This window comes from Janthinobacterium sp. TPC_1 (assembly GCF_056037845.1).
The window spans coordinates 5768920-5792869 of sequence record NZ_CP195157.1; the positions used below are offsets into that span (position 1 = coordinate 5768920).

Here is a 23950-nt window from a genome sequence, read left to right on the forward strand (position 1 = left end):
ATGTAAAGGTAGCCGCTGTGGAGTTCAACGCTTCTCGATTGCATCTTCCCCGTTATCGCACGTCCGTGGCGTCTGACCTGTGCATACCCACGGAATCCGTGCAGGCCGACGCCAGCAATTTCGCCGTGCTGGAACTGTTCACGGAGCGGCGCGACATGATGAGCTTGCCCGTCACGGAACAGCAAAAGCCCATCGGCTTGATCAGCCGCAATATCTTCATGTCGCAGATGTCCAAGCCCTTCTATCACGAGGTGTACGGCAAGAAGAGCTGCATCGCCTTCATGGACAAGGAACCGCTGATCGTCGACGGCGCCATGAGCATCGAAGACCTCACCTTCCGCGCCGTGGAAGCGGGCGAGAAGGCGCTGGCCGACGGCTTCATCATCACCGAGGACGGCGCGCTGGCCGGCGTGGGCTTCGGCTTGCAGCTGATGAACGTGGTCGCCACCATGCAGGCGGAAAAGAACCGGCAAATCATGCACAGCATCGATTACGCCAGCGTCATCCAGCGCGCGCTGCTGCGCACCTCCGATGCGGAACTGCGCGCCACCCTGCCCGACGCGCACCTGGAATGGCAGCCGCGCGACGTCGTCGGCGGCGATTTCTACTTTTTCGAGCGCCATGAAGGGGGCTGGTTCGCCGCCATCGCCGACTGCACGGGGCACGGCGTGCCGGGCGCCTTCATGACCCTGATCGCCTCGTCGGCCCTGAGCCAGGCCCTGCGCGAACGGGGGCCGCGCGATCCGGCCGCCCTGATCGGCGCCGTCAGCCGCGCCATCAAGACCTTGCTGGGACAGGATGGCGCCAGCAGCGGCCACGCCGGCCATGCCGGCTCGAACGACGGCATGGATTGCGCCCTTCCTCGCCTACGACACGGCCAGCGCCAGCCTGCGTTTCGCGGGGGCGAAACTGGCGCTGTACGTGGTGGCGCCCGGCGAAGAGGCCGTGCGCGCCATCGATGGCGCGCGCATGGGCGTGGGCTACGTCGACACGCAGGCCGGCTACTGCTGGCACAACGAGACGCTCGACATCCCCGCCGGCAGCCTGCTGTTCCTCACCACCGACGGCTTGCTCGACCAGATCGGCGGCGCACGCGACATCGCCTACGGCAAGCGGCGCATGCGCGAGCAGCTGCTGGCGCGGCGCGATGCACCCGCCAGCGACGTGGCGGCGGCGCTGCTGCGGGACAGCGCGGCATGGCAGGGAAAACAGCCGCGCCGCGACGACCTGACCTTTTTCTGTTTTCGCCTGTAGTCGGGCGCCATCGAGCCACCTTATCAACAAGAAACCGGGTCACCGGCTAGCCAGGAGCACGCACGTGCTGTACGAAGAATTCAACGAGTTTTGGGACGTGGCGCGCAAGCGCAACATCATCTTTTTTTACGTGGGCTATTTCTCGCAGCACGTGGTCAGCGCCATTTCCGAGACCATCAAGGCGCGCCTCGATACTGCCGGCGCGGCCGGGCCCACGCGGCGGCGCATTTTTTCCTCGTTCATTGAGATGTCGCAAAACATCATGCATTATTCGGCCGACAGCCTGACGCCCGATGCGCAGCTGGACCAGCAGATGCGGCGCGGCTCGTTCTGCATCGGCACGCGCGGCGACAGCTTTTTTCTGCTGTGCGCCAACCCCGTCTCGACGGACAACGTGGCGCAGATCCGCGCCCGCCTGGAACCGCTGCACACCATGACGATGGACGAAATCCGCCTCGCCTACAAGAAGGCCCTGCGCGAGGAAGCACCGTCCGACAGCAAGGGCGCGGGCCTGGGGTTCCTTACCATGGCACGCGACGCCAGCGAACCGCTGGAATTCGAATTCGTCCAGGATCCACAGGAGCCTGGCCACACCATCTTCTGCATCAAAGCCATCATTTGAAAGAGCCGACTCAGGAAAGCATATGCAATTACCGTCACCACTGTTCATCGCCGCGACCCCGAGTTCGCCCGAAATCGACTTCCGTTTCGAGCAGCACACCCTGTCGATCAAGGGCGAGTCGTACCCGGAAAACGCGGCCGCCTTCTATGGCCCGCTGATCGCCGCGGTGCGCGCCTACCTGGCTGGCTGCAACGAAGCGGCCATCACCGTCAACGTCTCGCTGGCCTACTTCAACAGCTCCAGCACGAAGATGCTGTTTACCCTGTTCGACACCCTGAACCAGGCGGCCGCGGACGGCAACCAGGTGCGCCTGAACTGGTATCACGACGAGGATGACGACACCATCCTGGAATTCGGCCAGGAGCTGCAGCAGGACTTCACGGCGCTCGACTTCCACGACCATCCCGTGCAGGGCAGCTAGGACATGCACGCCGCCCTCTCCGAGTCCGGACTGGAACCCGACCTGTTCACCGTGGAAGCGGCCGCGCTGGCTGCCGCGCGCCGCATGCACGCCGACCTTCACGCCAGCGGCGAGGCGCAGCGCCGCGTGCTCGGTGAGCTGATCGTTCACTACGAGCGGCTGATGCGCGAAACGCGCCGGCTGATCGGCCGCAGCGACCGCGCCGAACGCGACATGCATCTGCTGAACCGGCAGTTGCAGACGCTGGCCGGCCAGCTCGAATACCGCGCCACGCACGATCCGCTGACGGGCGCCCTGAACCGCGGCGCCGTGATCGACCACGCCTCGCGCTGCCTGGCGCAGGGCGACATGGCCCTGATAGTGCTCGACATCGACCTGTTCAAGCAGGTCAACGACGACTTCGGCCACCCGGCCGGCGACGGCGTGATCCAGGCCGTGGTGGACTGTTTAAAAGGGTTGTTGGGACAGGAAACGGCCATCGGCCGGGTCGGCGGCGAAGAGTTTTCCGTGGTCTGGCCCACCTCCTCGCGCGACGACGCGGCGCAAGTGGCGCACGCATCTGCGAGACGGTCGGCCGCCAGCGCCATGCGGCGCCCATCACGCGCGCCATCACCGTCAGCGTGGGCCTGAGCTGGAACCGCGCCGGCACGGCCTTCGAGACGGCCTACAGCCATGCCGACCAGGCCCTGTACCAGGCCAAGCGCGAAGGACGCAACTGCGTGCGCCAGTGGCTGGAGAGCTGAATCAGCGCAATGAATCAGCGAATATGCTCGCGCGCCATGCTGCCATCGCGGCGCATGGCGGCTGCCGCGCGCTGCATGGCCGCCACCTGCGCCTCGGGCACCTTGAGGTTGCAGGCCAGGTAAGTCTGCACGCGGTTAAAAGTCAGCAGCGGCACCACCTTGCCCTCCCACTCCTTGCCGACGAAAGGCTTGCTGCCCACCGCCAGGCCGACAGCCCACAGGTCGATGCGCCCCAGCAGCAGCTTTTGCGGATTGAGCCACTCCTGCGTGACGGGCGCCACGTTCATGCCGTGCTGGCGCAGGTAGTCGTCGCGCGCGTCGCCCAGCACCGTGCCGATCACCAGGCCGCGCGCATCGGCCAGGGTGCGCAGCGCCAGATGCCGCTCGGCCAGGCCATACAGTATCCATTCCGCTTCATTCAAGGGGCCGATCCAGCGAAACTGCGCCTCGCGCTCTTGCGTGCGCGTGGTGGAAAAGATGCAGGTATCAGGCTCGCGCAGCGCCTGCGCATACGCGCGTTTCCACGGCAGCAGTTCCATCGTATAGACGATGCCGACGCGCGCCATGATCTCGCGCACCTTCAGCGTTTCACGTCCCACGACGACATTGCCTTCCATCATGCTCGATGGCGGCAAATGCTCGCCGACGATGCGCAGGCCGGCCGCCACGGCCAGCACCGGCATCAGCAGCGCCACTGCCAGCAGCCATGCCATGCTTGCTTGTTTCATGCTTGCCTTCTTCTACCACAGGGGATACGCGCCCCTGCCACCTGCAGGATGGTAACATCGGCCCCCACCGGCCATCGCCAAAAAGGTTGCCAAATAAATCATTATTTTTCCGTAACGTGGCTCAGGGCCAACGCTGGGAACGAACATGCGAGGGGAAAATGGCGAGAAAAATAACTGGCGGAAAACAGTAGGAGTCGAACCTACGGGAGAACGTCTGACGCCCTCCACCGGGTTTGAAGCCCGGCCACATCACCGGATGAGTGTGCTTTCCGCGGTGCCAGAGCTAACTGTTGGGCAAGGCGGCGCTGTAGGACCACAATGCTTGCGGGCGCAACAAATGCCCATTGCCAACACGGCGAGTATAACCGACGCGGTCGAAGAACTCCAGAACCTGGATCGCCCGCTTGCGCCCCAGGCCACTCGCATCGCGGAACACGGCCGCGCTGACGGCGCCGGAACCGGGCGCAAGGCTTGCTTCCTCTTCGGCCTTGCGCGCCAGATCCCGCACCAGCTGCGCCAGCCCGGCCAGCGCGGCCGGGTGATAAAACAGGTCGTGCACCACCTGGCTGATCTGGCCCGCTTTCGCCAGTTTACGCAACAGCCTGCGCGTCTCGTCCTCGGCCAGGCCGAAGTCGCGTGCCAGGTCGCGCGTCCAGGGCGGATCGAAGCGCCCCTGTTCCAGCGCCGCCAGCAGCGGCTCGGCCACCGCCTGTTCCTGCGGCGTCAGTTCCACGCTGTGCGTCGGCAGATGCAGGCTGGCGCCGCGCGCCTGCACGCTGCCTTGCGCCAGCAAGCCATCGACCAGATGGCTCCACAAGGCGTCTTCCATCTCCGCGTCGACGATGCGCTTCAGGCGCCACAGCTCGGGGCCCGCCTCGTCCGGCGCACGGCCGTGGAACGCTGCCAGGGCCGCCAGCAATCGCTCTTCCAGCGCCAGCAAGGCCGCCGGCGCCAGCAGCAGGGCGTCGCCACCGCGCAAGGCGATGCGCCGCGTGTCGACCGGCAGCGCGATGGCGGACGCCGGCAGCAGCGACAGGCGCACCAGCAGCGACTCGCGCAGCCCCAGCGGGCTTTGCGCCAGCAGGGCGCCGATGTCGCCGTGCGCGACAAACGCCGCCAGCGCATCGAGCCACGCCAGCCTGGCCGGGCTGCGCCGCTTGCGCGCGGGGCCAAAGGGATCGAGCACCATGCCGCCGCCCACCGTCTGCGTCGCTTGCGCATTGCGCACCACGAAGCGGTCGCCCGGCACGCCGTGCATGGGCGCCTCGAACACCAGCTGCACCCTGCCCGTCTGTCCCGGCGACAGGGTTTCGCCATCGAGCATGACGGCGCGCGCCAGCTGGTGCGCCGCGCCCAGGTGCACGTGCAGCGGCGACCAGGCTTTCAGCTGCACGCCCGCGTCGGGCAGCAGGGTCAGTTCCACGTCGAGGCGCTCGGAGCACTGCGCCAGCGCGGGCGCGACGATCCAGTTGCCCCGCTCGATGCCTTCGCGGTCGATGCCGGCCAGGTTCAGCGCCAGGCGCTGGCCCGCCATGCCCGTCTCGGCCGCGCGGTTTTGCGCATGGATGCTGCGCACGCGCGCCGCCGCGCCGCCGGGCGCCAGCTGCAGGCTGTCCCCCACCGTGGCCATGCCGGCCAACGCCGTGCCGGTGACGATGGTGCCCTGCCCCGGCAAGGTGAACACGCGGTCCACGCCCAGGCGGAACAAGCGCCGCTCGTCGCGTTGCGGCAGGCTGCGCGCCACCTGCGTCAGGTGCGCAAGCAAGGCGGCCACACCGGGATCGTTGTCGCGATTGGCGGCCGTCGGAAAGATCGGGCTGCCCGCCAGCGGCGTGCCGGCCAGCAGCGCCTCGATGTCCGCTTCCACCTGCGCCACGCGGGCGCTATCGGCGCGGTCGACCTTGGTCAGCGCCACGGCGCCACGCGCCACGCCCAGCAGCCGCAAGATGGCCAGGTGCTCGTGCGTCTGCGGCATGACGCCGTCGTCGGCCGCCACCACGAGCAGGGCGAAGTCGATGCCCGTCACGCCGGAGGCCATGGTGCGGATGAATTTTTCGTGGCCCGGCACGTCGATCACGCCAAGAACCGTGCCGTCCGCCAGCGGCAGATAGGCGTAGCCGAGTTCTATCGAGATGCCGCGCGCCTGCTCTTCCTTCAGGCGGTCCGTGTGCACGCCCGTCAGCGCGCGCGTGAGTGTCGTCTTGCCATGGTCGATATGGCCTGCGGTACCGACGATCATGCCGTCAACCCGGCCAGCTGCGCGATGAAGGCCGTTTCGTGCGCCGCTTCCAGGCAGCGCAGGTCCAGCCACAGCGTATCCTGGCCGATGCGGCCGATCACGGGCCGCGGCAAGGCGCGCAGGCGCTGCTCCAGCACGCCCAATGGGTTGCTCAGGCGCGCGCCGGGGGCGCTGCGGATGGCCAGGCCAAAGCTGGGCAGCTGGTCGACGGGCAAGGCGCCGCTGCCGATCTGGCTTTTCATGGATTCAGCCGTGACGGCGTACGATTTTCCCAGCACCTGCTGCAACTGCGGCAGCAATTGCTCGGCCTGCGCGCGCATGGCGGCGGCCGGGCGCGTCAACAGGCGCAAGGTGGTCAAACGGTCGGCCAGCAAGTCGGGCGCGCGGTACAGCTGCAGCACGGGAGCCAATGCGGCCAATGTCAGCTTGCCGACCCTCAGCGCGCGTTTCAATGGGTTGCGCTTGATCCTGGCGATCAGGTCGGCGCGGCCGACGATGACGCCGCACTGCGGACCACCGAGCAGTTTGTCGCCGCTGAAGGTCACCAGGTCGGCACCCGCTGCTATCGTTTCGCGCACCGTCGTTTCATGCGGCAGCCCGTATTGCGCCAGATCAACGAGAGTGCCGCTGCCCAGGTCCACGGCCGTCGGCACGCCATGCTGTGCCGCCAGCGGCACCAGTTCGTCCAGCTCCACGCTTTTCGTGAAACCGGTAATCGCATAATTGCTGCAATGGACCTTCATCAGCAGGCTTGTGTGCTCGTTGATCCCGTTCGCGTAATCGGCCAGGTGCGTGCGGTTGGTGCTGCCCACTTCATGCAGCACGGCGCCCGCGCGCGTCATCACGTCGGGGATGCGGAAGGCGCCGCCGATTTCCACCAGTTCGCCGCGCGAGACGACGACCTCTTTGTTCTGTGCCAGAGTGTTCAGCATCAGCAGCACGGCGGCCGCATTGTTGTTGACGATGGTGGCCGCTTCGGCCCCCGTCAGTTCGCGCAGCAGTTCCTCGACCAGGTCGTCGCGGTCGCCCCGCTTGCCCGTTTCCAGGTCAAATTCCAGGTTCATCGGCCACTGCAGCGCTTCCACCACGGCTTGCACGGCGGCGTCGGGCAGCAGCGCGCGTCCCAGGTTCGTGTGCAGCACGGTGCCAGTCAGGTTGAAGACGGCGCGCAGCTGCGGGCGCGCTTGCGCCTGCAGGCGTTCGCCCATTTGCGCGGCGATGGCGGCTATCGATGCGCCCTCCTCGCCGAAGTTACCAACACCCGCTCCGGCCAGCATGGCCGTGCGCAATTCGGCCAGCACGGCGCGCGCACAGTCCAGGGTCTGCACGCGGCCGTATTCGGCGATCAGGGCCAGGCAATCCCCGTCGCCCAGGATGCGGTCCACCGACGGCAGGCGCACGGTCTGCTCTGTCTTCATCAGGCTGCGCCCTGGGGTTCGCTCTTCCCCAGCCACAGCAGCGGATTGCCGCTGGCGCGCTGGTAGCCCGCTTCGCCCACCAGCAGGTCGAGCATCAGGCTGGCCAGGTCGTCGGCCAGGGGCTCGACGTTGTAATCGTGTTCCTGGTTGAAGACTTTTCGATAGGTATGGCAATCGTCGCAGGTTTCCGCGCGCGCCACCTTTTTCGGATCGTTGGCCTTGTTCGGCAATTTCTCATCCTTCGCCGTCACCGGGTCGAACGGCGCGGCATCGGCCGCATCGAGGCCCTGGTAAGCGATCTTGCCATTCTGTTCGCAGGTCGAACATTTTACGCGCACCATGTGCCATTCACTTTCGCAAATGCCGCAGTGCAGGTAGCGGTAGCCCTGCGACTGGCCGCCGATGCGGATCACGCTGGCGACAGGGTGCGAACCGCAGACGACGGGGCACAGGGTGCCCGTTTCCAGGTCCGGCACGCGCGCGGCGCGCAATGCGCTGGCCGATACCGACCACAGGATCTGCAGCGCGGCGGCGACGAACGGCGCATGCATGGGATTGAGGTTGTCGCCGTTTTCATCGAGCACGGCATCGGCGCAGGCGTCCAGCGCGGCCGCGTCGAGCGCGCGCAGCTGTGCCAGCACTTGCGTCAGGCCGCCGGACAGGGCCGGCTGGCGTGCGGCCGTGGCGGCCAGTTCATCGAGCAGGCTGGCAAAGATGTCGCGCCAGACGGGCGGACGGGCGCCGCTGACGGGCAGCACGGGCATGCGGTGCTGAACCGCGCGGCGCAGCGCGTCGGGATCGGCGGCCGGCACGGCGCCGGGCGCCAGTTTGGCTACCACGGCGGCCTGCGCATCGGCCAGCGCGGCCATCAGCACCAGGTAGCCCTGCATGCCCGCGTCGACGGGGATGCCCTTGATATTGCCCTGCGCCAATTCGCGCAAGCGCAAGGCGCGCGCCGTAAACAGGCTGTCAGGCTGCGGCAGCAGCAGGCGCGGAATCGCGTTGTGGTCCAGGCCTTCGATTTCGCCTGGCTGAAGAATGCGTTGTACCAATGGAGTTCCCATCAAGAAAGGGGATGTAAAAGTATTTTAATCGATAAAGAGAAAGGGGCCGATCCTGTGGGACCGGCCCCGGCTCTTGCAGCAGGGTATCGCTTACGGCAGCTTAATCCTTGCTGTTGCGTACCACCGCCTCAAACCACTTCGGATGGTGCTTGCGCGCCCAGCCATAGGTGACGGTGCCGCGTACCATGGCGCCGATCGAGCCCTTGACCCACAGGGCCGCGTAGATGTGCACGATGATGGCGCAGATGATGGCAAAAGCACAACCCGCATGCAGCAAGGCGGCAAAGCGCACCACGTCGATGGGGAAATAGAACGCAAAATACGCGCGCCAGATCACTACGCCCGACAGCAGCAAGCCAATCATGCTGACCAGCAACACGAAGAACAGGATCTTCTGGCCGGCATTGTATTTGCCGATCTTCGGAAGCTTTTCCTCGCGGTTGTGCAGCACGTCGTCCATCTGTTTCAGCCACTGCTTGTCGCCGTCCTCGAACTTGTTGTGGTGCCAGAAGCGCAGCACCAGGATCGCGAACGAGACGAACATCACCAGGCCGGCAAACGGATGCAAAATGCGCGTCCATTGCCCGCCGCCGAACAGGTTCGCCAGCCACGCCATTGAGGGATGGAACATGGCCAGCCCGGACAGGGCCAGCATGACGAAGGTGATGGCCGTGACCCAGTGATTCGTGCGCTCATTGGGGTTGTAGCGCTCGATCAAGGGATTGCCATCCTTGTCGCGCAGCTTGCCATCGTGAAGTTCACTATGCTTCATGCTGTTCCTCCCGGATGCGCTTGGCCTCTTCCAGCGCCTCGTGCTCTTCGTCCTTGCTCACTTCGTTCGGACCGACACGCGTGTAGTGGAACAGGCCTGCCAGGGGGCCGTGGCCGCCATGCCGGCGACGGCCAGCGGCTTGGACCAGCCCTTCCAGAAGCCCACCATCGGACTGATGCGCGGGCGTTCCGGCAAGTTCGAATACAGCTTCGGCTTGTCGGCATGGTGCAGCACGTACATCACGTGCGTGCCGCCCACGCCCAGCGGATCGTACAGGCCCGCGTTCTCGAAACCGCGCGACTTCAGGTCGACGATGCGCTCTTCCGCATGCACCTTCATGTCTTCCTTGGTGCCGAAGACGATGGCGCCCGTCGGGCACGTCTTCACGCAGGCCGGTTCCTGGCCCACGGCGACGCGGTCCGAGCACAAGGTGCACTTGTAGGCGCGGTCGTCCTTTTTCGAGATGCGGGGCACGTCGAAAGGACAGCCGGCCACGCAGTAGCCGCAGCCGATGCAGTTTTCCTGGTGGAAATCCACGATGCCGTTCGTGTACTGCACGATGGCGCCCGGCGCCGGACAGGCCTTCAGGCAGCCCGGGTCCTCGCAGTGCATGCAGCCATCCTTGCGGATCAGCCACTCGAGGTTGCCGTCGTTGTTTTCGTGTTCGGCAAAACGCATCACCGTCCACGATTGCGGCGTCAGGTCCGTCGGGTTGTCATAGGTGCCATGGTTTTCGCCGACTTCGTCACGCAAGTCGTTCCATTCCATGCACGCCGTCTGGCAAGCCTTGCAGCCGATGCATTTCGACACATCGATCAGCTTGGCCACGGTGCCCGTCACCGGGCTGCGTGCTTGCGGCGGCGTCACCGTGGTAGCCGACAGGCGCCGGATATCTAAGGATTGCAGTGCCATTATTGAGCTCCCATCATGCTTTTTCCACCTTCACCAGGAAGGACTTGAATTCCGGCGTTTGCGAATTCGCATCCCCCACGCCCGGCGTCAGGGTATTGATCAGATACCCCGGCTTGGCCACGCCCGTAAAGCCCCAGTGCAGCGGCAGGCCCACGGTATGCACCGGTTTGCCTTCGATCATCAAGGCCTTGATGCGCTTGGTAACGACGGCCTTGGCGATGATGTGCCCGCGCTTGGAACTGACGCGCACTTCTCCGCCGGCAACGACGCCGATGCTCTTGGCCAGCTCTTCGCCGATTTCGACGAATTGCTGCGGCTGGATGATGGCATTCAGGTGCGCATGCTTGGTCCAGTAATGGAAATGCTCGGTCAAACGGTAGCTGGTGGCCACGTGCGGGTATTCCTCATGCGTGCCGAATTGCTTGCGGTCATCGGCAAACACGCGCGCGGCCGGATTGCTGGTCGCTTGCGGGTTTTTCGGGTGCATGGGGTTATAGCCCAGCGGATTTTCGAACGGCTCGTAATGCTCGGGGAACGGCCCTTCGGCCATGGCCCCGCGCGCAAAGAAGCGCGCCACGCCCTCGCCCAGCATGATGAACGGCCCCATGCCGTTTTCCGGCGGTTCGTCGGCCTTGAAGTCGGGAATATCGGCCCCGCTCCAGTTCGTGCCATTCCATTCGATCAACTTGCGGGTCGGATCGAAAGCCTTGCCCTTCAGGTCGCACGAAGCGCGGTTGTACAGCACGCGGCGGTTGGCCGGCCACGCCCAGGCCCAGCCCAGGGTCTGGCCGATGCCGGTCGGGTCGCTGTTGTCGCGCCGTCCCATCTGGTTGCCCGCCTGCGTCCAGCTGCCGGCGAAGATCCAGCAACCGCTGGTGGTCGTGCCGTCGTCGCGCAATTGCGCAAACGACGCCAGCTGCTCGCCCTTCTTCACCAGCAGCTTGGTCGGATCTTTTGGATCGTACAAGTCGGCCAGCGCCTTGCCGTTGAATTCGCGGGCGATTTCTTCGGGCTGCGGGTTATGCGGCTGCGCATAATTCCACGTCAGGTTGACGATAGGATCGGGGAACTTGCCGCCCTCTTTCTTGTACATGCTGCGCATGCGCAAGAACAGGCCCGACATGATCTCCAGGTCGCTGCGCGCCTGGCCCGGCGGTTCGGCCGCCTGCCAGTGCCACACTGCAGCACGCGCGAGGAACTCACCAGCGAACCGCGCTCTTCGGCGAAGCAGCTGGTCGGCAAGCGGAACACTTCCGTCATGATCTTGGTGGGATCGACTTCGTGGTATTGGCCGTGCGCCTTCCAGAATTCGCCCGTTTCCACGGCCAGCGGATCCATGATGACGAGGAACTTCAGCTTCGACAGCGCTTCCGTGACCTTCTGCTTGTTCGGCGCGGACGCCAGCACATTGAAGCCCTGGCAGATATAGCCCGTCATCTTGCCTTGGTGCATCAACTCGATGGCTTGCATCAAGTCATACGGCTTGTCGAGTTTCGGCAGGTAGTCGTAGGCGTAGTTATTGTCCGCCGTGGCGAAATCGCCCCACCACGTCTTCATGAAGCTGACGTGGAACTTGCGGTAATTGCTCCAGTAGCTGAGCTGGTTCGGCCGCAGCGGCTTGGTGGCGCGCGCGGCGATATAGCCATCGAAATCCTGCTCCGCTTCGTTCGGCAAGGTCATGTAGCCTGGCAACAGGTTCGACATCAGGCCCAGGTCGGTCAGACCCTGGATGTTCGAGTGGCCGCGCAAGGCGTTCATGCCGCCGCCGGCGATACCCATGTTACCCAAAAGCAACTGCACCATGGCGCCCGTGCGGATGGTTTGCGCGCCCGTCGAGTGGTGCGTCCAGCCCAGCGCGTACAGGATGGTGCCGGCGCGTCCCGGCACGGCGGTCGAAGCCAGGGCTTCGGCCACCTTGTGGAACTTGTCGGCCGACACGCCGCACGTGCGCTCGACCATCTCGGTCGTGTAGCGCGCGTAGTGCTTCTTCATCATCTGGTAGACACAGCGCGGGTGTTCCAGGGTCGGGTCGACCTTGGCATAGCCGTCGTCGCCGATCTCGTAATCCCAGGTGGCCTTGTTGGTGTACTTGCCTTTTTCCTTGTCGAAACCCGAGAACAGGCCATCCTCGAACGCATAGTCTTCGCGCACGATGAAAGGCATGTCCGTGTAGTTGCGCACGTACTCATGCTGGATCTTGTCGTTCGTCAGCAGATAATTGATGATCGCGCCGAGGAAGACGATGTCCGTGCCGGTACGCGTGGCGCAGTAGTAATCTGCCACGGATGCGGTACGGGTAAAACGCGGATCGACAACGATCAGCTTGGCCTTGTTATGCGCCTTCGCTTCCGTTACCCATTTGAATCCGCAAGGATGTGCTTCTGCTGCATTGCCGCCCATGACCAGGATCACGTCGGCATTCTTGATATCGACCCAATGATTCGTCATCGCGCCACGGCCAAACGTCGGGGCAAGACCTGCCACCGTCGGTCCGTGTCATACACGCGCCTGATTATCAAAGGTCAGCATCCCCATGCTGCGCACTGTCTTGTGGGTCAGATACCCGACCTCGTTGCTGCCGGCGGACGCGGCCAGCATGCCGGTGGAGAGCCAGCGGTTGACGGTCTTGCCGTCGGCATTCTTTTCGATCAGGTTGGCATCGCGGTCATCCTTCATCAGGCGCGCGATCTTGTCGAGCGCCACATCCCAGGAGATCGGTTGCCATTCCGTGCCGCCCGGCGCGCGGTATTCGGGCACTTTCAGGCGGTTCGGGCTGTGGATGAAGTCGACCAGGCTGGCGCCTTTCGGGCACAGGGTGCCGCGGTTGACCGGGTGATCGGCATCGCCTTCCACGTGGATGATGCTGGAGACGGCGTTTTTCGCGCCATCGCCCAGGCCATACAGCAAAACGCCGCAGCCAACGGAACAGTAAGGACAGGTATTGCGGGTCTCGGTCGTGCGAGCCAGCTTGTATTGCCGTACTTCTGCCATCGCCTGCCCCGGCGCAAAACCGAGCAAGGCGAGGCTGGAGCCAGCAATCGTGGCGCCAGTTACCCGAAGGAACTGGCGCCTGGATATCTGAACCATATCAGACCTCTATGATGTGAGTAAATAAAAAGTCATACGGCGTCATGACAGTGTCATATCACTAAGATATAAGCACCATGCCCGTGCCGTATGACGCGTATTTTCCCCTCAAACCCAGTCAAGGCTCAGTCCGCCGGAAAAAATTACTCGCAGTCAACATTAATTTATCCATACCGAATATTTCCTCTAAATGGACAGGCATGAAAAAACCCGCTCGCGAGCGGGTTTTGTTGGGGAACGGCAAAAATTACAGGCTGTAGCGCAAAGTCAACGCCACGTTGCGCGGCGCGCCCGGCAAGCTCAGGTTCGGGCTGGAACCATGGCCGGAAACGATGTAGCGCGTGTCGCCGATATTGTTGACGTTCAGCTGCACTTCATAGCGGCCCGTGCGGTACGCGGCCATGGCGTCGGCCGTCACGTAGCCAGGCAAGACCACCGTGTTGCCCGCATTGGCGAAACGGCTGCCGACGGCATTCGCGCCGCCGCCCACCGTGTAGCCGTGGCCCAGGTCTTTCGTCAGCCACAGGTTGGCCGTATTGCGCGCCGTCAAAGTGGCGCGCTTGCCCTTGACCGGCACTTCTCTGGCGACGGTGCTGCCTGGCACATTGACGCTCTTGTCCTTGGCGATGGAATCGGTGATGGTGGCATCGAGGTAAGCGTAGCCGGCCATCATTTTCCAGCCATCGTGCAAGTCCGCATTGAAGGTCAGCTCCAGGCCATCCGTGCGCTGCGTGCCGACGGGCACGATGCGGTTGGTGATCGGGTCGCTGGTCTTGATATTGTCGCGCTCCAGGCGGAACAGCGAGACGGTGGCGTTGGCGCGGCCGCCCCACAGGTCGTACTTGGCGCCCACTTCCGTGTTGCGCGTGGTTTCCGGCGCCAGGTCGGCATTATTCGCGGCCAGGGCGAAGTTCTCGCCGCTGGGCTGGAACGAACGGCTCCACGACGCGTAGTACGACTGCGCCGCGCCCGGTTGCCAGACGAGACCGGCGCGGGGGCTGTAGGCCGAATCCGTGCGCGACAGGTCCGCCGTCGTCACGCCTAGCGCATTGGCCAGGCGCGACTGCTGCTTGTAGCGGTCATAGCGCAGGCCGGCCAGCGCGTTCCACTCGTCGCTGAAACTGATGGCGTCCTGCACGTAGGCGGCGGCCGTATCATAGGTGCCGAAGGTATCGCCGCGCGCGCCCAGCTTGGTCCGGTCGACCACGGGCAGCACGGGATGGAAGATCGACACGGGTTTCGCAGGTGTCGATACAGCGATGGCGGCCCAGCTGCTGGCATCCTTGTTCTGCTTGCCGAACTCGGCGCCGTACAGCACTTCGTGGCGCAGGCTGCCCGTGACCAGCTTTTGCGTCAGTTCCGTCTGGTTGAACCAGCCGCTCTCGTCACGGTTGAGCTTGGCGTGACCGAGGTTCATCGTGCCTGTGACTTCGTTGACGTTGCCGGAAATATTCGTGTTGTTGCGGTCCAGGTGGTAGTCGTAGTAGCGGAAGGCATTGCGCAGCGACAAACTATCGCTGAACTTGTGCGTCAGGGTAGCGGCCGTGGAGACCACGCGCGACTGGCTGAAATCCGCATCGCGGGCATTCGCGGCGCCATAATAGGTGCGCGCATCGACGGCGACGGGACGGCCGTGCCAGGACGGGATGCCGAAGTCCGTCAGGCGGCGGTCTTCCAGGTAGTCGCCCTGCAGCAGCAGTTTCGTCGCGTTTGAGAGGCGGATGGCCACGGAAGGCGCGATCGCCGTGCGGTTGATGAATTGCTGGTCGCGGTAGCTGTCGGACAATTCGCGCGCGCCCGTGACGCGCCAGTCCACCGTCTCGCCGACTCTGCCCACGTCGACTTCGCCGCGGCGCCCTTTTGTATTCGTCAGACTCAGCGCCACGTCCGTGATATCGATACCCGGTTTTTTGGTGATGCGGTTCACCAGGCCGCCCGAGGAACCGCGGCCGTACAGCACGGCGGCTGGCCCCTTGATCACTTCCAGGCGCTCCACGTTCGACAGGTCGCGGAAATACAGCGCATCGTCGCGGAAGCCGTCGACGAACTGGTCGCCGATGGCCGTGAAACCGCGGATGAACACCTGGTCGCGCTGGCCGTCGCCGTGGACAGGCCCACGCCGGGAATGTTCTTCATGATGTCCTGGATCGACACGGCATGCTGGTCGCGGATCACGGCAGCCGGCACCACGTTGATCGTCTGCGGCACGTCGCGCAAGGCCATTTCCGTCTTGGTGCCGCTGGCGGAGGTGGCGGCGACATAGCCGGCGTTGTCCTTCGAGGCCGTCACAGTGACGGCGGGCAAACTTTCCTGAGCCCAGGCTGCCAATGGCGTGGCGCCCAAGGTCAGGGCGCCCAGTACGGCGAGAGTGATCGGTTTACATCCTGGCTTGTGCTGTTGCTGCATACAATTCCCTGGTCGATGATTTAATACGAATGATTCTCATTAGTATTTTATCAGCCGGCATGGCGAAAAGTAAGGCAAAATGTAAGTGATAGTACTTATAGACTAGGTACTTGACGTAAAAAAGCAACAATGAATTAATATCAATAAGTAATTAAAATTGCCGTAAAAAACTATTTCCGCGCGTCAATGCTATACTTCCGGTTTGCTGGTTAGCGGCATCCCAGGCCGCCACACCCCTTGTTTTACCTCCAACGCCGTGCACAGCGCGGCGCGCCGCACAGCAATCCTGCGGCACCCGAAGACCCCGATCCCCTGCGCCTTGCGGCGCCTGTCCGCCCCTGCTGGCGGCGGCGATCATGACTATTAAACTGTTAGGAATTACATGAAAAACCTGAACATCGGCAGCCGCCTTGGCGTCGGCTTTGCTGTCGTATTGCTGTTGCTTGCCGCCTTGACCGTCACCGCCCTCGTGCGCATGCAAACGGCCAGCGACCTGACCTATCGCCTCATCAATACCAGCATCAAGAACCAGCGCATGGTGGCCGAATGGTCGAAGATCATTGAACTCAACAGCGTGCGCGGTGTCGCCTCGTTCGAAATCACGGATCCTGTCGTGCGCGCCAAGATCGAGGAAGACTTGAAAGTCGATGCGGACCGTTCCAGCAAGCTGCAGGACGACATCGTCGCCTCGCTGCTCAACCCGGCCGTGATCGAGCAATTCAAGGTCGTGCGCAAGGTGCGTACCGACTACGTGACGACGCGCGCACGCGCCTTCAAGATGAAGGCAGACGGCGACGTGGCCGGCGCCAAGATCGTGTTCGAGAAGGAAGTCGCACCGATCACCGTGGCCTACCTGGCCGAAGTGAAGCGCTTTGCCGGCATGCAGATCAAGGCGGCCGACGGCGTCGGCGCCAGCATCATCGAGGCTTACAGCGGTACGCGCATCTTCCTGATCACCATGGGCGTGCTGGCCGTGCTGATGGGCATCGGTTTTGCGTGGTGGATCACGCGCTCGATCACCGGCCCCATCCGCGACGCCGTGAAAGTGGCGGAAACCGTGGCAGCAGGCGACCTGAGCAGCACCATCACGGTGCAGGGCCGCGATGAAACGGCGCAGCTGATGCACGCCCTGAAAACCATGAACGACAGCCTCGTCGGCATCGTCGGCCAGGTGCGCAGCGGCACCGACACCATCGCCACGGCGTCCGCGGAAATCGCCGCCGGCAACCAGGATCTGTCCTCGCGCACGGAACAGCAAGCCAGTTCGCTGGAAGAAACGGCCTCGTCGATGGAAGAATTGACCAGTACCGTGAAGCAGAATGCGGACAATGCGCGCCAGGCGAATAAACTGGCTGGCGACGCGGCCGGCATCGCCAGCCGCGGCGGCGCCGTGGTGGCCGAAGTGGTCGCCACCATGGGCGAGATCAATACCTCGTCGAAGAAAATCGTCGATATTATCTCTGTCATCGACGGCATCGCCTTCCAGACCAACATCCTGGCCCTGAACGCGGCCGTGGAAGCGGCGCGCGCCGGCGAACAGGGCCGCGGCTTCGCCGTCGTGGCAACCGAGGTGCGCAACCTGGCGCAGCGCTCGGCGGCGGCGGCGAAAGAAATCAAGGGCTTGATCGACGATTCCGTGCAAAAAGTCGACGTGGGCACGGACCTGGTCGACAAGGCCGGCAAGACGATGGAAGAAATCGTGCAAAGCATCGGCTTCGTCACGTCCATCATGAGCGAAATCAGCAACGCCAGCGAAGAGCAGAGCGCGGGCATCGAGCAAGTCAACCAGGCCATTTCGGAAATGGACCAGGTAACCCAGCAAAATGCGGCGCTGGTGGAAGAAGCGTCGGCAGCGGCCGAAGCGATGCAGGAACAGGCGAGCGAACTGGCGCAAGTGGTCAGCGTCTTCCGCCTGGACGCCAACGCGGCGGCGACCGACCGTTTCAGCGTGAAAGCGGCGCAGCGCAGCGCGCCGGCGGCTCCAGCAACCCCGACCGCCCCCGCACGCAAGGCCCCTGCCCTGCGCCTGCCCGTGACGCGCGCCAGCAGCAAGGCAACGGCACCGGCCGAAGGCGATTGGGAAGAGTTTTAAATCTGCTGCATCAAGCCGCGCTGCATCAAGCCGCGCGGGCTTGCTCTTTGGCGATCAGTGCCGCCAGTTCGCGCGGCACGGATTGCCCCAGGAATGCCAGCGCCAGCGCTTCCGGATCGATGGCGGCGTCCGCCGGCATGCCATGCTCGAAGCCGCCCACCATGATGCGGCAGAAATGCGGCGATTCGGCCCGCGTTTCCACATACCAACAACCCGCATGACCTTGCACAAAGTATTCGCCGATAAAGTAGCCGAGCATGGTTTTCACCCATTGCCAGCTTTCGTCGCGGATGACGATGGTGCGCATGGCCGCATCGATGTACGGCAGGTATTCGGCCGCGTTGCTCAGCACTTCGTGCGCGGGCTGGATGCCCAGGCGCTCGACAAAATTGACCAGCGACGCGCCCAGCGCATCATAATAGGCATCAAAAGCCGTCTGGCTTTGTTGCAATAATTGTTCTTGTTCCTTCGACAGCATTCACACTCCACAGACATTCAGCAATCCCGTATTTTACGCCACGCTCACATCCACCCCGGCCCGCTGCAGCAAGGCCTGGTTGCGGACAGACAGATGCGTCACCTGCAGGTGCTTGCCCGCCTTGTCATAGCGTTCATACAAGGCTTCGATGGCGGCGATGGCCGAGTGGTCGGCCATGTGCAGATGCCGGCAATCGAGGATGACGCGGGCAGGATCGGCGGCCGGCTGGAACAGTTCCAGAAAATGCGTGACCGAGGCGAAAAACAGGGTGCCGTGCGGCAAGTACACGCGCATGCCAGGGCTGCTGTCATCGATGTCGGCACGCATGTCGCGCGCATGCTGCCAGGCAAAATTCAAGGCGGCAATCACGATGCCGCACAGCACTGCCGTCGCCAGGTCCGTGAACACGGTGATCACCGTCACGGCAACGATCACCAGCGCATCCTGCAACGGCACCTTGCCCAGCACGCGCAGGGAACCCCAGGCAAACGTCTGCTGCGCCACGACGAACATCACGCCGACCAGCGCGGCCAGCGGAATGCGCTCGATCAGCGGCGACAGGAACAGGATGAACAATAAAATCATCACGCCGGCCGTCACGCCCGACAGGCGCGAGCGCCCGCCCGAGCTCAGGTTGATCATCGTCTGGCCGATCATGGCGCAGCCGCCCATGCCGCCAAACAGGCCCGAGACGACGTTCGAGGCACCGAGGGCGACGCATTCGCGGTTGGGCTGGCCCCGCGTTTCCGTTATCTCATCCGTGAGATTAAAAGTGAGCAAGGTTTCCAGCAAGCCCACCATGGCCATCAGCGCCGCATACGGCAAGATGATGTGCAAGGTGGCCATGTCCAGCGGCACCGTAGGCCAGTGCAGGGCCGGCAAGCCGCCGGCGATATGCGCGAGGTCGCCCAGCGTGCGCGTGGGCAGGTGCAGAAAATGGCTGAGCACGCCCACGCCGAGGATGGCCACCAGCGCGGGCGGCACGGCGCGCGTGATGCGCGGCAACACGTAGACGATGGCCATGGTGAGCAGCACCAGCGCGCTCATCACGAGCAAGGGCGTGCCTTGCAGCCAGGTTTCGCCGTGCGGCGTGGCCTGGCGAAAGTGTTCCAGCTGGGCCATGGCGATGACGACGGCCAGGCCGTTCACGAAGCCCAGCATCACCGGGTGGGGCACCATGCGGATCAGCTTACCCAGGCGCAAGAGGCCGAACAGCGCCATGATGATGCCGCTTAGCACCACGGTCGCCAGCAGATACTGCACGCCATGCTGGGCGACGAGTGCCACGATGACGACGGCCATGGAACCGGCAGCGCCCGAAATCATGCCCGGGCGCCCGCCAAAGATGGCCGTCAATGCGCAAATGATGAAGGCGCCATACAGGCCCATCAGGGGATTGAGCTGCGCCACCAGGGCAAAGGCGATGCATTCCGGCACCAGGGCGAACGAGGTGGTCAAGCCAGCGAGGATATTTTTTTGTATGTTCGAGAACCACTCTTCCCGAAAAGTTGCGTTGATCATTGATGCGTATCCAAAGTTGGAACAGGGAAATGCCGGCCGGATGGAAAATAATCAGGCGCAGCCAAGCCAGCGGGCGTCAAAAAGAAGCCGTGCCGAGGTCTAACGGGGAAAGACTTCGTCAGTGACTACACGGGTATGGCGAAAAGGGGAAGTTTCATCACGGCGCCAGGCGGCGCGGCTGATCTTGTTGGCATTATACAAGATGCACAGCGGACAAAGTCTGGCGAAAGCGCAGACAAAAAAATAGCCCACTCGAAAGTGGGCTATTTTTTTCATCTGGAGGCGAGGACGGGAATCGAACCCGTCTAAACGGCTTTGCAGGCCGCTGCATAACCTCTTTGCTACCTCGCCAGAGGAACTGCTTGGATGCGCCTTGCGGCCCACCTTGAAAACTGGAGCGGGAGAAGAGTCTCGAACTCTCGACCTCAACCTTGGCAAGGTTGCGCTCTACCAACTGAGCTACTCCCGCATTGGAGCTTGTTTACCGCTTAATCACGCCGCATGACTGCTTTGCGGCTGATAAAAAAAGGAAGCCAGCTTAGCTTCCCTTTAGAATTCTGGAGCGGGAGAAGAGTCTCGAACTCTCGACCTCAACCTTGGCAAGGTTGCGCGCTCTACCAACTGAGCTACTCCCGCATTGGAGCTTCTATTTTCTGCCACTGCCATTCTTGCTGCACTGCACCAGCGTTCGCTGGAGCGGGAGAAGAGTCTCGAACTCTCGACCTCAACCTTGGCAAGGTTGCGCTCTACCAACTGAGCTACTCCCGCATACGAACCGCTATTTTACTGCCTTTTGCTACCGTTTACCAGTGCTGCTTTACTGCTGATCCAGTGTTCACTGGAGCGGGAGAAGAGTCTCGAACTCTCGACCTCAACCTTGGCAAGGTTGCGCTCTACCAACTGAGCTACTCCCGCAGTGGACAACATTGTATCAGAAGCTCTACTACATCGCCAGTACTACTTTTTACTGCATTTGCTGTTTTTACCTATGACACGATCCAGAAAACTGGAGCGGGAGAAGAGTCTCGAACTCTCGACCTCAACCTTGGCAAGGTTGCGCTCTACCAACTGAGCTACTCCCGCGTCATCAACAACAGGCCAGCATTATAGAGGGATTACAGGGGCTGTCAACGGGCAATATCTGGTCTTTTGCAAAATATTCCGCATAAAGCAGCCGCCTGCTTATTCTTAGTGCAAATTTCCCGCTTTTTCTTTAATGAGCGGCCATGCCAGGCGCAAGTAATAGAACATCGACCACACCGTCAGCACGCAGGCGATCCACAGCAGCTTCTCGCCCCACACATGGGTGTCGATCGCGCCGAAGATCACTTCGTGGTACAGCAGCAGGGGAATGGCCGTCATTTGCGCGGCCGTCTTGATCTTGCCGATCGAGCTGACGGCCACCGATTTCGACGCGCCGATCTGCGCCATCCATTCGCGCAAGGCGGAAATGGTGATTTCGCGGCCGATGATGATGAAGGCCAGCACGGCATTGACACGGTCCAGCTGCACCAGCACCAGCAAGGCGCCCGCCACCATCAGCTTGTCGGCCACGGGGTCGAGGAAGGCGCCGAAGGCCGAGGTCTGGTTCCAGCGCCGCGCGAGGAAGCCGTCGAACCAGTCCGTGACGGCGGCGATGATGAAGACCAGGGTGGCGACCAGGTTCTGGTCGCCGTGCAGCAGCATCGACGGCGGCAGGTAAAACACGCCGACGACGAGCGGAATCAGGGCCACGCGCAGCCAGGTCAAAAGGATGGGAATATTAAAAGGCATAAGAAGCAATCGGCCGACGGGTAAATTGAATATGAAGAAAGTATGAAGAAAGCGCCACTAGTCTACATGGCCCGGGGGTATTAGCCTAGTCCGGTTGCCGCAGCGCCGGACCAGGCCTGTATGCATCAATGCAACTGCTTGTAGATTTCTTCCGCCAGTTGCGTGGAAATCCCCTCCACCGACATCAGATCCTCGACGCTGGCGTCGACCACGCCACGCAAGCCGCCAAAGCGCGACAGCAGTTTCTGGCGGCGCTTGGCACCGATGCCTTCTATCTCTTCCAGACGCGAGGTCTGGCGCGTCTTGGCCCGCTTGGCGCGCATGCCCGTGATGGCGAAGCGGTGCGCTTCGTCGCGGATCTGCGCGATCAACATCAGGGCCGCCGATTCCTTGCCCAGTTCCTGCGCCGCGCGGCCATCGACGAACAGCAGGGTTTCCAGGCCAACTTTTCTGCCCTCCCCTTTTGCCACGCCGACGATCAGGCTGATATCGAGTCCCAGTTCGGCAAACACCTGGCGCGCCATTTCGATCTGTCCCTTGCCGCCGTCGATCAAGACCACGTCCGGCATCACGCCGTCGCCATTGGCCACCTTTTCATAGCGGCGCATCAGGACCTGGCGCATGGCCGCGTAATCGTCGCCGGGCTTGATGTCGTTGATGTTGTAGCGGCGGTATTCGCCGTTCTGCATGGCGTGGTGGTGGAATACCACGCACGACGCTTGCGTCGCCTCGCCCTGCGTGTGGCTGATGTCGAAACACTCGACGCGCAGGCTGTCGAGGTCTTCCGTCTCCAGGCGCAGCGCTTCGGCCAGCGCCCGCGTGCGCGACTGCTGCGAGCCCTGCTCCGACAGCAAGCGCGCCAGCGAAATCTCGGCGCCCTTTTGCGCCAGCTCAAGCCACTGGCGGCGCTGCCCCTGCGGCTGGAAAATCAGGTTGATGCGGTGGCCGCACTGCTCCATCAGCGCCACCATCAGGGCCGGCTGGTCGAATTCGATGTTCAGGATCAGGGTGCCGGGAATGAATTTTTCCGTGTAGTGCTGGGCCAGGAAGGCGGCCAGCACTTCCACCTCGATCGGCTCTTCGGCAATCGCCGCCGCATCGCTGAGCTGGCTGGGGAAATAGGCGCGGTCGCCCAGGTGGCGTCCGCCGCGCACCATGGCCAGGTTGACGCAGGCGCGCCCGCCCTGCACCAGCACGGCGATGATGTCGACGTCGGCGTCGCCCGTCGTTTCCATGCTCTGCTGGTGCAGCACGCGCGACAGCGAAGCAATCTGGTTGCGCACCACCACGGCCTGCTCGAATTTCAGCTCGGCGGCAAACGCGTGCATCTTCTTTTCCAGGTCGGCCAGCACTTCGCTCTGGCGCCCGCGCAGGAAGCGCGCCGCGTTTTCCACGTCGTTCTTGTAGTCTTCCTTGCTGATCAGGTCCACGCACGGCGCGCTGCAGCGGCCGATCTGGTGCAGCAGGCAGGGCCGCGTGCGGTTCGCGTACACGCTGTCCTCGCAGGTGCGGATCAAAAACACCTTTTGCAGGATCTGCATCGATTCCTTGACGGCCCAGGAACTGGGGAACGGCCCGAAATACTGGTTCTTCTTGTCCACCGCCCCCCGGTAATACACCATGCGCGGCGCATCGCCGTTGGTGATTTTCAGATACGGATACGACTTGTCGTCGCGGAACAGGATGTTGTAGCGCGGCTGCAGCGCCTTGATCAAGTTGTTTTCCAGGATCAGCGCTTCCGCTTCGCTGTGCGTGACCGTCGTTTCCAGGCGCGCGATGCGCTCGACCATCATGGCGATGCGGGGGCTGGCCAGGTTTTTCTGGAAATAGCTGGAGACGCGCTTTTTCAGGTCGCGCGCCTTGCCGACGTACAACACCTTATCGGCGGCGTCGAAATAGCGGTACACGCCGGGCAAGTTCGGCAGCTTGGCGACGGTGGCCAGCACCTGCGCGCGCGGGTCGGGTGGCGTTTCCGCCAAGGAAGATTCTGGGCTTGCTTCGGTCATTGCTGGCTCATTCTTGCACTGCTTGCTCCACGATCACGAACGCGACCGCATATTCTTCTTCATCGCTGATCGTCACTTGCGCGCTCAGCCGGTTTTTTTCCATGAATTCCGCCAGCACGCCGCTGCAGACGATCATCGGCTTGCCGCTGGGGTGGTTCAGCATCTGCGCGGCGGGCCAGGTCATCGGCATGCGCAAGCCCAGGCCGATGGCCTTGGAAAACGCCTCCTTGGCCGCAAAGCGGGTGGCCAGGAAACGCACGCCGCGCACGGCGTTCTTGGCGCTGCGGGCGCGGAATTTCTCCAGCTCCTGCGGCCCCAGTATTTTCTGCGCGAAACGTTCGCCATGGCGCGCCAGAGCCGCCTCGATGCGGGGAATCTTGCAGATATCGGTGCCGATGCCGTAGATCATGGCGC

The 23950-nt window shown here is 63.1% G+C and carries 13 protein-coding genes, 7 tRNA genes and 5 pseudogenes; 5 read left to right on the forward strand and 20 right to left on the reverse strand.

The annotated features are described in order from the left end of the window. Positions 1–98 precede the first annotated feature (98 nt). The 4 genes and pseudogenes from ACQVLG_RS28035 to ACQVLG_RS28050 all read left to right on the forward strand — a co-directional run bounded on the left by ACQVLG_RS28035 (position 99) and on the right by ACQVLG_RS28050 (position 3040). Positions 99–1254: pseudogene (locus tag ACQVLG_RS28035) on the forward strand (SpoIIE family protein phosphatase). A gap of 64 nt (positions 1255–1318) precedes the next feature. Further along, the gene (locus ACQVLG_RS28040) at positions 1319–1876 is read left to right on the forward strand and encodes a SiaB family protein kinase (protein ID WP_230540651.1); all 558 of its coding nucleotides are present in this window, start codon (positions 1319–1321) and stop codon (positions 1874–1876) included. Positions 1877–1898: 22 nt separating this feature from the next. Further along, complete coding sequence (locus ACQVLG_RS28045; RefSeq protein WP_230540650.1) at positions 1899–2297, forward strand: DUF1987 domain-containing protein; 399 nt, start codon at positions 1899–1901, stop codon at positions 2295–2297. A 3-nt stretch (positions 2298–2300) separates the two neighbouring features. After that, a pseudogene (locus ACQVLG_RS28050) lies at positions 2301–3040 on the forward strand (GGDEF domain-containing protein). Positions 3041–3054: 14 nt separating this feature from the next. Here the strand turns inward: ACQVLG_RS28050 and ACQVLG_RS28055 are convergent. From ACQVLG_RS28055 to ACQVLG_RS28095, 9 genes and pseudogenes are all read right to left on the reverse strand, one after another. Next, positions 3055–3768, reverse strand: a complete 714-nt coding sequence (locus ACQVLG_RS28055; protein ID WP_474291993.1) for a substrate-binding periplasmic protein — start codon at positions 3766–3768, stop codon at positions 3055–3057. Between the two features lie 175 nt (positions 3769–3943). Next, positions 3944–4039 (reverse strand) — tRNA-Sec (locus ACQVLG_RS28060). A gap of 12 nt (positions 4040–4051) precedes the next feature. Further along, on the reverse strand, positions 4052–6007 hold the full coding sequence (selB, locus tag ACQVLG_RS28065; protein WP_474291994.1) for a selenocysteine-specific translation elongation factor: 1956 nt from the start codon (positions 6005–6007) through the stop codon (positions 4052–4054). Next, the gene (selA, locus tag ACQVLG_RS28070) at positions 6004–7425 is read right to left on the reverse strand and encodes an L-seryl-tRNA(Sec) selenium transferase (protein ID WP_474291995.1); all 1422 of its coding nucleotides are present in this window, start codon (positions 7423–7425) and stop codon (positions 6004–6006) included. Before selA ends, selB begins: the two co-directional genes overlap by 4 nt. Next, the gene (gene fdhE / locus ACQVLG_RS28075) at positions 7425–8489 is read right to left on the reverse strand and encodes a formate dehydrogenase accessory protein FdhE (RefSeq protein ID WP_474291996.1); all 1065 of its coding nucleotides are present in this window, start codon (positions 8487–8489) and stop codon (positions 7425–7427) included. Before fdhE ends, selA begins: the two co-directional genes overlap by 1 nt. A 100-nt stretch (positions 8490–8589) precedes the next feature. Then, positions 8590–9261 (reverse strand): formate dehydrogenase subunit gamma, encoded by a 672-nt coding sequence (locus ACQVLG_RS28080; RefSeq protein WP_474291997.1) that lies wholly within the window; start codon positions 9259–9261, stop codon positions 8590–8592. Beyond that, positions 9251–10173: pseudogene (gene fdxH / locus ACQVLG_RS28085) on the reverse strand (formate dehydrogenase subunit beta). The gene ACQVLG_RS28080 and the pseudogene fdxH overlap by 11 nt, the downstream one beginning before the upstream one ends. Positions 10174–10186: 13 nt before the next feature. Further along, a pseudogene (gene fdnG, locus ACQVLG_RS28090) lies at positions 10187–13260 on the reverse strand (formate dehydrogenase-N subunit alpha). Positions 13261–13507: 247 nt separating this feature from the next. Continuing rightward, positions 13508–15666 (reverse strand): annotated as a pseudogene (locus ACQVLG_RS28095) (TonB-dependent receptor). A gap of 382 nt (positions 15667–16048) precedes the next feature. On the opposite strand from ACQVLG_RS28095, the gene ACQVLG_RS28100 reads away from it, so the two are divergent. Continuing rightward, positions 16049–17758 (forward strand): methyl-accepting chemotaxis protein, encoded by a 1710-nt coding sequence (locus ACQVLG_RS28100; RefSeq protein WP_474291998.1) that lies wholly within the window; start codon positions 16049–16051, stop codon positions 17756–17758. 25 nt (positions 17759–17783) lie between these two features. Here ACQVLG_RS28100 and ACQVLG_RS28105 read toward each other — a convergent pair whose 3' ends face one another. The 11 genes from ACQVLG_RS28105 to acpS all read right to left on the reverse strand — a co-directional run bounded on the left by ACQVLG_RS28105 (position 17784) and on the right by acpS (position 23945). Beyond that, entirely contained in the window at positions 17784–18236 is a 453-nt protein-coding gene (locus ACQVLG_RS28105; RefSeq protein WP_230540640.1) for a hypothetical protein, read from the reverse strand. A gap of 33 nt (positions 18237–18269) precedes the next feature. Further along, entirely contained in the window at positions 18270–19757 is a 1488-nt protein-coding gene (locus ACQVLG_RS28110; RefSeq protein ID WP_474291999.1) for a SulP family inorganic anion transporter, read from the reverse strand. Positions 19758–20034: 277 nt separating this feature from the next. Continuing rightward, positions 20035–20108: transfer RNA gene (locus ACQVLG_RS28115), tRNA-Cys, on the reverse strand. A 42-nt stretch (positions 20109–20150) separates the two neighbouring features. Further along, positions 20151–20226, reverse strand: a tRNA-Gly gene (locus ACQVLG_RS28120). Positions 20227–20315: 89 nt separating this feature from the next. After that, positions 20316–20393, reverse strand: a tRNA-Gly gene (locus ACQVLG_RS28125). 56 nt (positions 20394–20449) lie between these two features. After that, positions 20450–20525, reverse strand: a tRNA-Gly gene (locus tag ACQVLG_RS28130). Between the two features lie 71 nt (positions 20526–20596). Further along, positions 20597–20672: transfer RNA gene (locus tag ACQVLG_RS28135), tRNA-Gly, on the reverse strand. A gap of 92 nt (positions 20673–20764) precedes the next feature. After that, a tRNA-Gly gene (locus ACQVLG_RS28140) sits at positions 20765–20840 on the reverse strand. A gap of 105 nt (positions 20841–20945) precedes the next feature. Continuing rightward, positions 20946–21530, reverse strand: coding sequence for a CDP-diacylglycerol--glycerol-3-phosphate 3-phosphatidyltransferase (pgsA, locus tag ACQVLG_RS28145; protein WP_215408951.1), 585 nt, complete (start codon positions 21528–21530; stop codon positions 20946–20948). 125 nt (positions 21531–21655) lie between these two features. Further along, a complete protein-coding gene (gene uvrC / locus ACQVLG_RS28150) occupies positions 21656–23536 on the reverse strand; it encodes an excinuclease ABC subunit UvrC (RefSeq protein WP_474292000.1) in 1881 nt (626 codons plus the stop codon). A 7-nt stretch (positions 23537–23543) separates the two neighbouring features. Further along, positions 23544–23945, reverse strand: coding sequence for a holo-ACP synthase (acpS, locus tag ACQVLG_RS28155; RefSeq protein WP_230540637.1), 402 nt, complete (start codon positions 23943–23945; stop codon positions 23544–23546). Positions 23946–23950: the final 5 nt, after the last annotated feature.